The organism is Myxococcus faecalis (genome assembly GCF_050039385.1).
In the GTDB taxonomy this organism is placed as follows: domain Bacteria; phylum Myxococcota; class Myxococcia; order Myxococcales; family Myxococcaceae; genus Myxococcus; species Myxococcus fulvus.
Window position 1 is genome coordinate 2,930,368 of the sequence record NZ_CP144336.1, and the last position, 13,756, is coordinate 2,944,123.

Consider the following 13,756-nt stretch of genomic DNA (forward strand, 5'->3'; position numbering starts at 1 on the left):
GCTCCCTTCGACCCACCGCCCCTGCCCCGTCCGTCCTGCTACCGGGGTCCACAGTGCCAGGGCTGTCTGACATGGGCGTCCCGAGGGACGTGGGCCGTCCGGCGCCAGCGCGTGCTCGCCCACCACCCGTCCGGGCGTGCGAGCCGTCCGACTCCGGCACGCGGACCTCAGCGCCGACCGAGCCGAGGCACCAGTCGCCGCAGTCCCTCCAGTGGCCGGCGCAGATAGGCGCGCTGGGCTTGCACCACGACCTGGATTTCGGTCCCGCGTCCCTCGCCGCTGATGATGTCGAGCCGGCCGCCGACCTTCTCTGCACGCTCGCGCATGCCGCGCAAGCCCCAGTGCCCAGCGCGTCCGCCCCGCTCCAGCGTGGCCACGTCGATGCCTCGGCCGTCGTCACGCACGCACAGCCGCAGCTCGGGGTGCTCGAACAGCAGGCTCACCTCGACCTCGCGCGCCTGGGAGTGCACGAACGCGTTGCCGATGGCTTCGCGGCCGATGCGATAGAGCTCGTCCGCGACCAGGGGCTCCAGCGTGCGCGCCTCGCCCCGCACCACCATGCGCAGCCGGGGCCCCTCCCGCTCGTCGAGCTCCCGCGCCAGGGACGTGAAGGCCTCGGCCAGGTCGTCCTTGCTCGCGGAGGTGTCCCGCAGGGAGCTCACCCGGTCCCGGCCCTCCGTCAGCACGGAGTCCGCGCGGTCCAACGCGGACTCGAGCCCGAGCCGCGCATCCCCCGCTGGAAGACTCGACGTCACCACGTGCACGTTGAGCACGAGCCCCTGGATGCCCTGCAGCAGGGTGTCGTGCAGCTCCCGGGCGATGCGCTCGCGCTCCGCGTGGCGCTCCTCCAGGCGCAACCGCAAGCGCTGCGTCACGCGCCACATCCGCAGCGCGTACAGCAGCCACAGGAGCCCCGCGCCCCCGACGACACACAGCACCGCGAACGCGCGCGTCTGGAAGAAGGTCGGCGCGATGTCGACCTCGAGCGACGCGCCCTGCTCGTTCCAGACGCCGTCCTCGTTGGCCGCCATCACCTGGAAGCGATAGTGGCCCGGCCCCAGGTTGGTGTACGTCGCCTCGCGCCGGGCGCCCGCGTCCTTCCAGCCGTCATCCACGCCTTCGAGCCGGTAGCGGAAGGTGACCCGCTCCGGCATCCCCAGGCTCAGCGCCGTGTAGGCGATGCGCAGCTCGCGCGTGCGCGGCGGGAGCGCCAGTCGCGCGGTGCCCGCGTACGACGTCTCGCCGGAGGACACGGAGCGAATCATGACCGGCGGGGGCAAGGCGTTGCGCTCGATGCGGCGCGGGTCCATCCAGCCCAGGCCGTTGACGGCGGCGAACCAGAGCCGACCGTCTGCTCCCCGCACCAGCGTGGGCAACGGGCGGATCTGCTGCGCGCCGCCGGGCATGCCGTCGTTCATGTCGAAGCGCTCGACGGGCATCACGAAGTCCGGCTCCGCCAGCGCGCGGCGCAGGTCCTCCGCGGCGATGCGCGCGCCACCCGCCTGGCCGTTGAGCCACAGTGCTCCGTCGTCCGTCTTCACCAGGCCGGTGAGGCCCGTCAGCACCTCGGCCTGCGTCGCCTTCAGCATCCGGAAGCGCGCGCCGTCGAACGCGGCCAGCCCCAGCGCGCCGCCCACCAGCGTGGTCTCTCCAGGGAGGATGGCCGTCACCGTGCCGGTGCGCAGGCCCTGTGCCTCGGTGAAGGAGCGCACGTGCGCGCCCTCGAGGATGACGACCTGGTTGGAGCTGTAGCCGAACCACAGGCGGCCCTGGTCATCCAGCACCGCGCGCGCGGGCGGCAGGTCCGGCAGCGCGGCGAGGCCCCCCTTCGGCGTCCAGGTCTCCCCATCCAGCCGGTACACCGTCGAGGCGCGGAAGGACACCCACAGCCGGCCCTCGGCGTCGCGCACGATGGCCTGGATGCGCTGCTCCTCTTCCTGCTCGGGGCGGGAGAGGGTCTCCACGTGGCCGGTCTCCGGGTCGAAGCGCCAGAAGCCCGACGAGCCGCCCAGGAGCAGGCGCCCGTCCGAGTCCAGCAAGGTGGCGGTCATCTCCCCTTCGATGCCGGGCACGCGGACCGGGGACGCCTCCAACCGCCACCAGAAGTCGGTGTTGCGCACCCGCATGGCGGAGCCCGACCACACGCGGCCCTGACGGTCCGCCACGAGCGCGAAGTAGCTCGTATGCGTGGGGAAGCGCAGGGTGGCGACGTCATTGCGCCGGAAGCGGTCCACGCCGAGCTGGGTGCCGACCCAGACGTTGCCCTCGCGGTCCCGGAACAGCGTCATGGCCGCGTCCGACGAGAGCCCCTCGCGAGCGCCGAAGACATCGGTCGCCTCGGTGCGCCGGACGAACCGCCCCCCTTCGAAGGGCTTCGCGACCCGGCAGATACCGCCTTGCGGACACCCGACGAGCCAGTTGGAGCCATCCCGGTCGAAGACGGAAATCACCGCGTGGCTGCTCCACGCCTCGGCTGGGACGTGGGCCGAGGGCGCTGGAAAGCCAGGTCCTCGCAGGGGGCTGGCGCCGCGCTCGTCGTACCGCCAGAGGCTCCCATCGTGGCCCAGGACCAGGGAATGCAAGGTGGGGCCGTCGTGCTCCACGCGCTCGAAGCGACGGGTCCCGGGTCGCAGCACGTACACGCCGCTCGAGCCCACCATCCACAACGCGCCGCTCACGTCCTGGAGGCTGTCGGACCATTCATCCTCCGGCAGCCCCCAGCGAGCGTCCGCACGCGACCAGCCGCCCGCCTCGAAGACATGCAGCCCCTGGGGCGTGTGGGCCCAGGCACGCCCGTCGCCGTCCTCGTCGAAGGACTCCACGGGCTTGCCCTCGGGCAGCCCGCCCGGGGCGAAGTGGCGCACCTCGCCGCCCGCCCCGAGGACACTCGCGCCGCCGAAGGAGTAGCCGACCCAGAGGTCTCCGTTGCGAAGGGCGTGAAGCACGCCCACCGAGCGCGACGCGAGGCTCCCCTCGGGCAGCAGGTCGTGGCGCTCGAAGTGGACGCCGTCGAAGCGATACAGCCCCGAGGCCGTCCCCAACCACAGCCAGCCATCGCGCGTCTGCGCCATGGCCCAGACTCCGGCGGGCGCGCCGTCCTTCTGGGTCCACGCCGTGTGATGGAAGTCCTGGAGCGTGGCGTTCCGAGGCGCCTGGGCCCACGCCACCGAAGAGGTCAGGACGAGCGCGAGCACGAGCCCACGGAGTCGTCCGCTCCTGTCATCGCATCGCGCCGGCCCGGGGGTGGCCTGGCCCCCGTCACACCCTGGTCGAACACCCATCGGGTCGCACCATAGAACGAGTCCCCACCCCGGCCAGGGCCCACGTGACGCGAGGGCTCCGACGTGAAGCCGGTCGGTTCGCCCGCGACCTGGCTGGCACGAAGGCGAGCGTGTCACCAGGTGCTCGGCGGAGGCCCTGGGTGGTGAGGCTCGCTCCAGGGATGGCGCACCGCGGAGGCGCCTGACTTCAGAGCAGGCGGACGGCACGAGCGGGATGACGGACCCGCGCAGGGTGAGCCCGGGCTACAGTCCCTGACGCATGAGCGTGGGCATCGAGAGCCTGGGGCCGGAGCTGTTGGGACAGGTGGGCCCGATGTGCGCGCGTGCCTTCGATGACTACCCGTTCCTCGCGGAGCTCTTCCCCGGCCCCTCCGAGCGCCGGGCGCGGGTGTCGGCCGAGTTCTATCGGGCCACCGTGGAGGACTGCCTCGCGCACGGCGTGGTGCATGCCACCGTCGCGGACGGGCAGCTCACGGGCGTGGCGGCGTGGTTGAGTCCGGGCGGCTTCCCCCAGTCACTCGGGCGGCAGGCCATCTTCCTGCCCACGCTCTGGGCCGGACTGCGGTACTTCCCAGGGCGCGCGCGGCTGGCCCTCCAGGCGCTGGCGAGGCTGGAGCGATACCACCCGCACACGCCGCCCCACTGGTACCTGGCCACCATCGCCGTGGACCCGGCGCACCAGGGCAAGGGCGTGGGCGCGCGGTTGATGCGCGCGGGGCTGGCGCTGGCCGAGGAGACCCGCGCGCCGTGCTTCCTCGAGACGGCCAAGGCCTCCAACCGCGACTGGTATCAGGGCTTCGGCTTCGACCTGCAGCGCACCGAGCCCTGCTTCGACGGCGGCCCGCCGCAGTGGTTCATGTGGCGCCCCGCGCCCGCGCACGAGGCGCCCCGAGCTGACTCCGACGTCGCCCGGCGCACCTCGGGGGCATAGCAGGACGCACCCGCGAGCATCTCGCGCGAGGTGGCGGTCCGCCGACGAGCGACACACCACTGCATGCGCGAAGCACGTCGAGCGAGGGACCTCGCCCGCGCGAGAGGGGGCTCCCGACAAACGCCGCACCGCCACACGCGCGGCACCGGGCTCGCCGCTCATCCGTCCACGGCCGTCGGGCCCGATGCGAAGCCGCGCGACAGCACCTCCCGCTCAAAGCCCACGGGACCGCGCTCACGGGCGAGCACGGCCCCGTCGCCGCTCGGCTACGCTCCGGTCACCTTGCGCCACGCGGGGCGGCCGCTGATGCGCTCCCACCACGCGGCCACGTGCTTGTGCTCGGCCAGCAGGGCCTTCTCCTCGTCGAAGGTGAGGAAGAACGTCAGGTCCGGCAGCCACGCCACCTCCGCGAGCGAGAAGCTGTCACCCGCGAGGAACGGCTGCTTCGCCAGCACCGGGTCGAGGATGGCGAACACCTTCGCCACGCCCTGACGCCCCTCGGCCACGCGGGCCTCGTCCACCGGGCCGCCGCCCATGTGCGGCTTGAAGAGCCGCTCCCACGACACCTTGAAGGCCGAGGGAGAGAAGTAGCACTGCTCCACGCTGAGGTACTGCTCCATCAAGCCGTAGGCCTTCGGCGCCGCGGGCGTGAGCGACGGCCCCGGCAGCACGCGGTCCAGGTAGCGGATGATGGCGCGCGACTCGTACAGCATGAAGCCGTCATCGTCCTCGAGCGTCGGGATGACGCCGAACGGATGCCGCGCGAAATGCGCCGGCGACTTGTGCTCGCCCTTCGTCAGGTCGACGAGCACGAGCTCCGCCTCGCGCCCCTTCTCCGCCAGCGTGGCGAGGACCTTGCGCGTACAGGTGCTCAGCGGATGGCCAAAGACCTTCATGTGCGTTCCTCCGTCAGTGGGCCGGCGGACAGCGACCGGACGGGCGTGACTCTTCAACGCGCCACCGGAACGTCGCAAGCGAGTCGCAAGGAACACCCGGCACCGCCCTCGCGCCTCGCCGTGACGCGTCAACGTCTCCGGCGAGGGGAGCGGTGTCTGGCTACGGCGTGAAGAGCTTGTCGGGCACGGTGGCCCGGGTGTCGCCCTTCAGCGCGGTGAAGCGCACGGCGCGCTGGTCTCCACGCCACACCTCGATGGTGCGCGGCATGGCCTCACCCACCGCGGGCGAGTTGTAGTCGAGGAAGCGCACGTCCCAGGCCACCTTCGCCGCGTCCGTGTAGCGCAGCCGCGCGGGGCGGAAGGAGTCCTTGTACACCCAGAACTGGGGACGGTTCTCCCCCTGCTCGCCGAGCACGTACGTCACCTCTCCGCTGAAGCGCGCCAGGCCCGTGCGCGTCGTGTCGACGCCCAGCCCCTGCAGGTACTGCTGCACGGACTCCTTGAGCTGCTGCACGGGGCCGCCGCCCGCGGCGAACAGCGGGCACACCTGCGCGACGAGCACCGACAGGGACGCAATCTCGTTGCCCTCCAGCCGGCGACGCCCCGCCACCTGCACCACCGCGGAGCGCGAGTTGCCATCCGGCACGGACGCCTCGAAGCGGCAGCGCCCCGGCATGCGCAGGTACAGCACGCCGTCTCCCTGCACGTCGGGACGGTCCGTCGCCGCGCCCAGCGCGGCGCCAGCCTCCTTCACCGCGGGACCCAGGAAGCTCAGCGAGCCCTCCACGCGCAGCCCGGACAGCTTGAGCTCGTCGCGCTCGGTCACCATGCGCCGGAGGATGGAGCCCCCGGGCAGCACGTAGGCGAAAGCGGTGAAGGACAGCAGGACTGCGACGAGTGCGACGATGCGCTTCACGGCTTCTCCGTCTTCACGACCTCACGCATGTACTCGAGCAGCCCGCCCCGGAGCTCGGGGCGCTTGAGCGCGTAGGCGATGTTCGCCTTGAGGTACCCCACCTTGTCGCCCGCGTCATAGCGCTGACCCTTGAATTTGTAGCCCAAGAGACCGTGCGACTGCTGCAGCGTGGCCAGACCGTCGGTGAGCTGGATTTCCCCGCCGACCCCGGGAGTCTGCTTCTCCAGGATGGGGAAGATCTCCGGCGGCAGCACATAGCGGCCGATGACGGCGAGGTTGGAGGGAGCGGTGCCCTTCTTGGGCTTCTCCACCACGCGGTCGATGCGGATGACGCCGTCGCCCAGGTCCGTGCCCGCGGCGATGCCGTACATGTGCGTCTCGTCGTCGGGCACTTCCATCAGCGCGATGACGGCCTGGTTGTACTTGCGGAACACGCGGGCGAGCTGGCGGATGCCCGGCTCCTCGGCGTCGATCATGTCATCGCCCAGGAGGACGCCGAAGGGCTCGTCACCGATGGCGCTCTTGGCGCAGAGCACCGCGTGGCCCAGGCCCTTGGGCTCCTTCTGGCGGATGCTGACCACGCGCACCAGGTCCGCGATGGCGCGCAGCTTGTCGGCGTCCGCCGTCTTGCCGCGGGCGCGCAGGGTGGTCTCCAGCTCGAAGCCGATGTCGAAGTGGTCCTCGATGGCGCCCTTGCCGCGGCCATTGATGAGGACGACATCCTCGATGCCGGCGGACACGGCCTCCTCCACGATGTACTGGAGGGTGGGCGTGTCGACGATGGGGAGCATCTCCTTGGGCACCGACTTGGTGGCCGGCAGGAAACGCGTGCCCAGCCCGGCTGCCGGGATGACACACTTGCGGATGAGGGACTCTGCCTTCGGTGTGTTGGCGGACATGAGGGCAGCGAATCTATTGGCGCCCTTCCCCCCCATCAAGCTGGTTAGGATGGCCATCCCATGTCGCTCCGTCCCGTCGTCCTGTTGTTGGCTGTGTGTGTCTCCACCGCCGCTTCCGCCCAGCCCTCCGAGGACCTGAGGGACATCATGAGCGCGCGCGCCTATGGCATGGGGGGCGCGTACCGCGCCCTGGGGTTGGGCACGGAGGCGGTGCTGGGCAACCCCGCCGCCATGGCGCTGTGGCCGGCCTACCGCTTCGAGGGCACGGGCGCGTGGGACACGGCGCTCAAGGAGGGCATGCTCGGCATCTCCGTCATCGACGGGGCCACCAGCAAGCTGGCCATGGGGGTGGACTACCACTGGGTCAGCCTGGGCCGGGGCGGTGCTCGCACCAGCGCGCATCTGAGCTCGCTGGGCGTGGGGTTCCCGCTGACCCCGGGCATCCTGATTGGTGGCGTGGCGCGCTACCTGCGCATGAGTGGCACGGGGCGATATGCCAACTCGGTGACAGTGGACACGGGCGTGCTGATGCGGCTGTCGCAGTCGTTCGTGGCCGGCGTGTCGGGGCACAACCTCATCAACACCGACAACGTGGAGCTGTCGCGCTACTACACGGGCCACATCGGCATCATGTCGGGGATGTTGACGCTGGCCGGTGACGTGCGCGCGGACTTCGAGACGGACGACAAGACGACGCTCACGTACGCGGGTGGGCTGGAGTACCTGATGGGGATGCAGGTGCCGATCCGCGCCGGCTATTCGTATGACGGCTTCACGCGCACGTCGCGGCTGAGCACGGGCCTGGGCTTCATGACGGAGCAGGGCGGCGGGCTGGACATCGCGTACCGGCACGAGCTGGGTGGGGAGAAGAGCCGCATGCTGGCGCTCACCATCCGCCTGCAGGTGAATTGAGGCTTCAGCGCGAGGGGGCGCGCAGCGCGAGGTAGCGCTCGGACGCGGCGAAGCGCAGCAGCTCCACCAGCTCCGGGTCCTGGGAGCGGCGGGAGCGAATCACCGTGACGGCGGGGCCCACGCCGCCGCAGGCCACCAGGCCCGCGCGGTTGGCGGAGTCGCGCGCGGCGTCCGCGAGGGCGGAGGCGTTGAAGTCGCGGGTGCCGGGCTCGAGCAGCTCCAGGGTGCGCTCCAGGGCGCGCGGGGACAGCGCGTCGCGCACGAGCCGCGCGTCGGCGCTGGAGTCCTTGGGGTCCTTGAGGACGGTGGACAACAGGGCGAGGGCGCGCAGGAGCTGGGCGCCCTTGAGCGCGCGCAGGGCGAGCAGGTCCGGGGAGAGGGACAGGAGGGCGCGGCCGGCGTGGAAGCGCAGCTCGGCGGCGGGCAGGGGCTGGCGGATGGCGGCGCGGCCGACGAGCAGGCGCGGCTTGTCGGTGTGGACGGCGGTGAAGGGCGGGCCGTCGTCGTCGGCGAGCACGAGCTCCGGCAGGTTCATCGCGAGGATGCGCGCGGAGGTGTGGAGTGCGTCGAGGACGGCGGGCGCGCCCGGGCCGGCGACGGCGCGCAGGGGCTCGGAGGCGTCCGCGGCGCGGCCCTGGGCGGGGAACAGGCGGCACAGGGCGATGCCGGCGCAGGCGAGCAGCTCGCCCGAGGCGGTGCGCAGGCCCGGGTGACGCAGGCCCGCGCGCTCGTCGCCGGTGAGGGGTGGACGCTGGAGGCGGGGGGCGGGCGTTTCGCGACCGGCGAGGGCCTCGACGATTTCGCGCATGAGGACGGCGCGGGGGGCGTCGCCTCGGGTGTCGAAGAAGTCGGCGAGCTGCTCGTAGGTGGCGGTGTCGAGCGGGCGCTCGCGGAGCTGGCGGAAGACCTCCGGCTCGGTGTCCGAGGCGGGGGCCGGTTCGGGGACGACGATGGGGTTCTCGCGCGTCTCGGCGGCGCCGACGAGCGGAGCGGCGGGCGGCGGGGGCTTCGCGATGAAGGTGCGGCCCGGCGCGGGGCCGGCGGCGGTGCCCTCGGGGCGGTTGGCGCGGTGGACGCGGCGCACGGGGTCCATGCGGCCCGGCGGGGCTTCCCAGGAGATGATGCGCGTCTCGGGCACGGGCGGAGCGTCGAGGTCCATGGCGCCGCCGCTCATCAGGTCGATGGCCCTGCCACCTCGCGGCTGGGGCTCCGGGGGACGCGCGGGGCTCGGGGCTCGGGGCTTCTCGTCTCGGGGCGCGCGGGGCTGCGGGTCCGCGCGAGGCGCGGGGGCGCTCTCGCCGAAGACGACCGTGGAGCCCGACGGGGCGGGACGCTCCAGCTCCGGACCGAGCGCGGCGAGACTGTCCTCGCGGGGCGCGGGCTTCTCCACGCGAGCGAGGACCGGGGGCGCGGGCTTCTCCGTACGCGCACCGGAGGGCGCAGGCTTCGCGGCGCGGGGCGCGGGGTTCTCCCCGCGAGACGCGTTGCCGGGCGCGGCGCCGGTGGAGAGCGCGGGCTTCTCCGGGCGAGATGCGTTGCCGGGCACGGCGCCTGTGGAGAGCGCGGACTTCTCCGAGCGAGGTGGGTTGCCGGGCGCGGCGCCGGTGGAGAGCGCGGGCTTCTCCGGGCGAGGTGCGTTGCCGGCCGCGGCGCCGGTGGAGAGCGCGGGCTTCTCCGAGCGAGGTGGGTTGCCGTCCGCGATTCCCGCGGACGCAGCAGGTCTCTCCATGCGAGATGCGTTGCCACCAGCGTCTCCCGCGGACGCAGCAGGTCTCTCCGTGCGAGATGCGTTGCCAGGTGCTGCGCCCGCGGATGCAGCTGGCATCTCCGAGCGAGGTGATTTGCCGGCTGCGGCTCCTGAGGACGCAGCAGGATTCTCCGGACGAGGTGCGTTGCCAGATGCGGCCCCCGCGGACGCTGCAGGCCTCTCCGTACGAGCTGCATTGCCGGATACAGGCCCTGCCGAGGGCGCCGGCTTCTCCGGGCGAGATGCGTTGTCGGGAGCGGCGCCGGTCGATGGAGCGGACCTCTCATTACGAGGCGCGTTGCCGGGTACAGCACTTGCGGAGGGGCCAGGCCTCTCCGTGCGAGATGCGCTGCCGGGTGCCGCACCCCTCTCCGTACGAGGCGCGCTGGCGGGCGCACCACCGCTGGGCAGAAGGTCCCTCTCCGCACGAGACGCATTGCCGGGCGCGACATCGGCGGACGCAACGGGCTTCTCCGCGCGAGGCGCGTTGCCAGCCGCTGCACCCTTCTCCGCACGAGGCGCGCTGGCGGGCGAGACACTCGTGGGCGCATGAGTGCGCGGAGAGGAAGCGTTGGCGGACAGCCCGTCGGCGGGCTGCGCGGACTTCCCACCTCGCGGACCCGGGCTGTTCGTACTCGACGGCGTCGCGACGTCGCCGGGTGCGCCCCTCTCGCCCCTGGCACTCGGGCTGTTCGCCCCCGCCGGAAGTGCGGACCTCTCGGCTCGTGGTGCGCCGGAGGGAACGGCAGCGGCGCCCGCCTGCGGCTGTGAAGCGGCTGCCCCGGACGCACCACTCGCCGCCGACGGTCCCGTCGTCCTGTCGCCTCGAGGAGGCGCGATGCTCGTCGCCTCGACGCTCCCTTGTCCCGGAGGGACATTCGGGTCGGAGCTCGAGGTGATCTCCTCGGACAGGTCTCCGCCCGCCGCCACGAGCGACGTCGACTTCGCGGGCGAGGGAGCCAACGGAGACCTCGGCCCACTGGACTCGCGGCGAGGCGTCGCGCTGCGGGGCGGCTCGGGCGGCGGCAGCGCCGCTTCCCGCTCCTCACGCGCCAGCCTCAACCCTTCCGCGCGCCGCGCGTAGACCTGCGCCCGCTCCGCGTTGCCGAGCGACTCGCGCCACAAGCGCGCCAGCCGCTCCCACGTCTGCTCGCGTTCGAGCTCGTCCTCGGTCGCGGTGGCCGCATGCTCCAGCGCCCAGGCCGCCTCGCCCTGGTTGCCACGCGCCCACAACCGCTCCACGAGCAGGAGCCACGCCTCCTTGTGCCCCGGCTCGAAACGCACCGCCTGGCGAAGCTCCCCCAGCGCGGCCTCCATCTCCCCGGCGGCCTCCAACGTGGCCACCAGCTCGAGCCGCGCCTGTCGCGCCGCGGGGCCACGTGACTCCCGAGCCAGCTGCGCGCGCAGGAGCTTCCCCAGCGACTGCGTGTCCCCCAGCTCGCGCGCGAGCCACAAGAGCCGCTCCCGAGCCTGCTCACTCTCGGGGTTCTCGGCGAGCACCTCACTCCAGGCCCACTGCGCCAGCTGCGAATCACGCAGCTGCTCCTCGGCGGTGCGCGCGAGCACCCGAAGCGCCTCGGCCCGGTCGGGCGTCCGACGCTGCAATCCCGCGAGCACGGTGCGCAGACGAGACGCCAGGGAGCGTCTCTCTTCGCCCTCGACACAGAGCAGCAGCCCCGCCAGCGCGGGCACCATCCCCGGCACCAGCGCATCCGCGGCCTCGAAGTCCGCACGGGCCTTCTGGAGCTCCCCCATGTGCAGCCAGCGCTCGCCTCGCGTCAGCAGCGCCGTCGCACGCGCCCGCCCGGTCCGCGCTCGCTGGATGGCCTCGTCGAGCGCACGCCGGACCAGCGAGGCATCATCACGAGAGGACAACAGCCGCACCTGCTCACGAAGCGCGACGCGATCTCCCGTCAGCTCGACGATCTCGCCGTACATGCGCGCGGCGCCCGCGGGGTCCTGGAGCTCGGTCTCCATCACCTCCGCCAGTCGCGTCAGCGCCTCCGCGCGCATCGCCGGGTCCTTCGCCCGGTCCGCGCGCTTCAGGTACAGCTGGGCCAGCTCCTTCCACGCACGACGGGCGATGAACTGGGCCTCCAGCTTCTGGGAGTGCGCCCACTCCTCCGTGTCCTCGCCGTGGACATGCTCGCCCGACCCCGGACGTCCCGAGCGCGGCGGCACCGGGGCGCTGCTGCTTCCCACGGGAGCAGGCGCGGCTCGACCCGCGTTATCGCCACCCGTGGATGCGCGCCCGAGCGCGGCGAGGAGGTCCGCGAGCGGAACCTCCGTCGTCTCCGAGCGCGGAGCGTCCTCGACTCGAGTGGGGCCAGCGCCCCGCGCGGACGGCTCCGTCTCCGCGGGCTGGAGGACGGGAGGCTCCACAACCGACGGGTTCCCCTTCGGGGGGGCGGGCCGCGGCGCAGCCGGCTCCTCGGACGCGTCGTCCCAGGGAACCGAGAGTGCACCCAGGTGGACCGCGGGCATCTCGACCTGGGTCTTCGCGGGCAGGTCGGTCTCGGAGGGCGGAGCCTCCAGCAGCGGACGCGCGGAGCCCTCGATGGCATCCGTCGAGGAATCATCCGGAGCCCAGTTCCGGCCGATGGCGGCCGAACCGCTCGCTTCAAGAGACTGAGGACCCGACGCGCCTCCAGCGCCCTGCTCCGCGTGAATCAGTTCCGCAGGATTCATGAACGACGAAGGTGTCTCCGGACGGATGCTCGGAGCCGCGCGCTCGGTCGGACTCGTGCCCGATGAAGTCTCGGCCGCCGCAAAGCCCAGGCCGACGTGTGCTTCGCTTCCTTCCGCTGAGGCCCCGCTCGCCCCTTCGCCAGCAGACGCATCCGCGCGGTCAGCGGCCGGCGCACTGCCGACCGCCGGGGTCGCACTCGACGAAGCATCGGCAGCCGTATCCGTCGGGCCAACAGGCGTCGGGAGCCCGACCGCAGGGACCGCGCCCGACGAACCATCGGGAGCCCCTTCGACGGGGACACCGTTCGTCGTGCCCGACTCTTCGCGAGCTTCATCGCCCAGTGGCAGGGCCAGCGCATCGGTACGACTCACACTCGGTTCCGTACTGGCGAGTGGCGAGGCCGCCACCTCCGTCGGCTCACGCGTCTGCGTGTCCTCGCCCGCCGCGGCACGCGCGCCTTCCATCAGAGCCCCCGTCGCCGCGTCCTCTCCCGCCGAAGCCCGAACATCCTCTCCCGCACCAGACTCGGAAGACCGACTGGCCGCGCTCGACGCCTCGACCCGCGACACACCCTCGACCGCCGACGCCTCACCCGTCGTCGCCGAAACCCGCGCGTGCGCCACCGGCTCCGTCGGCGTCACCTCCCATGGCACGGCTCCACCACGCGTGCTCTCCCGAGGCTCGCCCTCCAGCGACCGAGCAGCCCCGGAGGTCTCCAATCCCAGGGGCGGTCCCTCCACCTGGAACTCCACCCGCGACAACTCCATCGTCAGCGAGCGCGGCGGCGGCGCCACCGGTGTCACCTTCGGCGCCACGCCCGAGGTGTCCACCACCGTCGCCGCGTGGTAGTCGACCTCGTCCTCCTCCCAGATGGACACGCCCTGCGCGCCCGTCTTCTTCGTCGGCAGCTTCTCCAGCACGCTCCCCACGGGCGCGGCGGCGGGCTTCGTGCTCTTCGCACGGAGCGCCTCCAGGACCCGCCGCGCGCGGCGCTCGTCCGGGAACTCCCACGTCAGCGCGTCGAGCACCGCCACCGCGCGGGTCCCCTGCCCCGTCTTGCGCAACAGGCGCGCGAGCTGTCGGCGCACGGCGAGCCGGACGTCGGCGGACTCGGTGGGCGGCACGGTTTCCAGCAACCCGATGGCAACAGTTTCGGCCCCCGCCAGTCGCCCGAAGCGCACCAGCGCGGCGGCCAGGCGCGGCGTCATCGGCAGGGTGCGGCGGGCGGTCGTCAGCTCCTCGAACGCCCGGGCGGCGGAGCCCTCGCGCAGCCAGCGCGCGGCGGCCCGGAAGTGCCGAGCCACCCCTTCCGCCGCCTCATCCGTCGACCCGACGTCGAGCGTGCCGGCTCGCGGCACCTCCTGTCGGACGGCCGCGGGCTCCGGCGTTCCGGCGCCCTTGCCGTTTCTCACGCCACCCATGGGTGCGGCAGTCTACACAACGATGGCCATCCCGGTTGTCACCGTCCTCCTTCCCGCTCGAAAT

General features: G+C 72.6%; 7 protein-coding genes. 2 read left to right on the forward strand and 5 right to left on the reverse strand.

The annotated features are described in order from the left end of the window. Positions 1-167: 167 nt before the first annotated feature. Positions 168-3,194 carry a sensor histidine kinase gene (locus VZQ01_RS11545; protein WP_223784870.1) on the reverse strand — a complete coding sequence of 1,009 codons (3,027 nt, stop codon included), beginning with the start codon at positions 3,192-3,194 and terminating at the stop codon, positions 168-170. A 346-nt stretch (positions 3,195-3,540) separates the two neighbouring features. On the opposite strand from VZQ01_RS11545, the gene VZQ01_RS11550 reads away from it, so the two are divergent. Beyond that, positions 3,541-4,212, forward strand: coding sequence for a GNAT family N-acetyltransferase (locus VZQ01_RS11550; RefSeq protein ID WP_426747839.1), 672 nt, complete (start codon positions 3,541-3,543; stop codon positions 4,210-4,212). 266 nt (positions 4,213-4,478) lie between these two features. On the opposite strand, the gene VZQ01_RS11555 is transcribed toward VZQ01_RS11550, so the two are convergent. The 3 genes from VZQ01_RS11555 to galU form a co-directional block, all read right to left on the reverse strand. Beyond that, complete coding sequence (locus tag VZQ01_RS11555) at positions 4,479-5,108, reverse strand: glutathione S-transferase family protein (protein WP_141332251.1); 630 nt, start codon at positions 5,106-5,108, stop codon at positions 4,479-4,481. Positions 5,109-5,268: 160 nt separating this feature from the next. Next, positions 5,269-6,024, reverse strand: coding sequence for a hypothetical protein (locus VZQ01_RS11560; RefSeq protein WP_223784868.1), 756 nt, complete (start codon positions 6,022-6,024; stop codon positions 5,269-5,271). Next, positions 6,021-6,923, reverse strand: a complete 903-nt coding sequence (gene galU / locus VZQ01_RS11565) for a UTP--glucose-1-phosphate uridylyltransferase GalU (protein WP_223784867.1) — start codon at positions 6,921-6,923, stop codon at positions 6,021-6,023. Before galU ends, VZQ01_RS11560 begins: the two co-directional genes overlap by 4 nt. A gap of 60 nt (positions 6,924-6,983) precedes the next feature. Here galU and VZQ01_RS11570 point away from each other — a divergent pair, with 60 nt between their 5' ends. Continuing rightward, on the forward strand, positions 6,984-7,835 hold the full coding sequence (locus VZQ01_RS11570; protein WP_223746439.1) for a hypothetical protein: 852 nt from the start codon (positions 6,984-6,986) through the stop codon (positions 7,833-7,835). A gap of 4 nt (positions 7,836-7,839) precedes the next feature. On the opposite strand, the gene VZQ01_RS11575 is transcribed toward VZQ01_RS11570, so the two are convergent. After that, positions 7,840-13,692: a tetratricopeptide repeat protein gene (locus tag VZQ01_RS11575; protein ID WP_426747840.1), complete on the reverse strand. Its 5,853-nt coding sequence runs from the start codon at positions 13,690-13,692 to the stop codon at positions 7,840-7,842. Between the last annotated feature and the right edge of the window lie 64 nt (positions 13,693-13,756).

Bases quoted from the DNA above. Each gene is read 5' to 3' on its own strand.
- VZQ01_RS11550 (WP_426747839.1), top strand. From the start codon at position 3,541: ATGAGCGTGGGCATCGAGAGCCTGGGGCCGGAGCTGTTGGGACAGGTG.
- VZQ01_RS11555 (WP_141332251.1), bottom strand. From the start codon at position 5,108: ATGAAGGTCTTTGGCCATCCGCTGAGCACCTGTACGCGCAAGGTCCTC.
- galU (WP_223784867.1), bottom strand. From the start codon at position 6,923: ATGTCCGCCAACACACCGAAGGCAGAGTCCCTCATCCGCAAGTGTGTC.
- VZQ01_RS11570 (WP_223746439.1), top strand. From the start codon at position 6,984: ATGTCGCTCCGTCCCGTCGTCCTGTTGTTGGCTGTGTGTGTCTCCACC.
- VZQ01_RS11575 (WP_426747840.1), bottom strand. From the start codon at position 13,692: ATGGGTGGCGTGAGAAACGGCAAGGGCGCCGGAACGCCGGAGCCCGCG.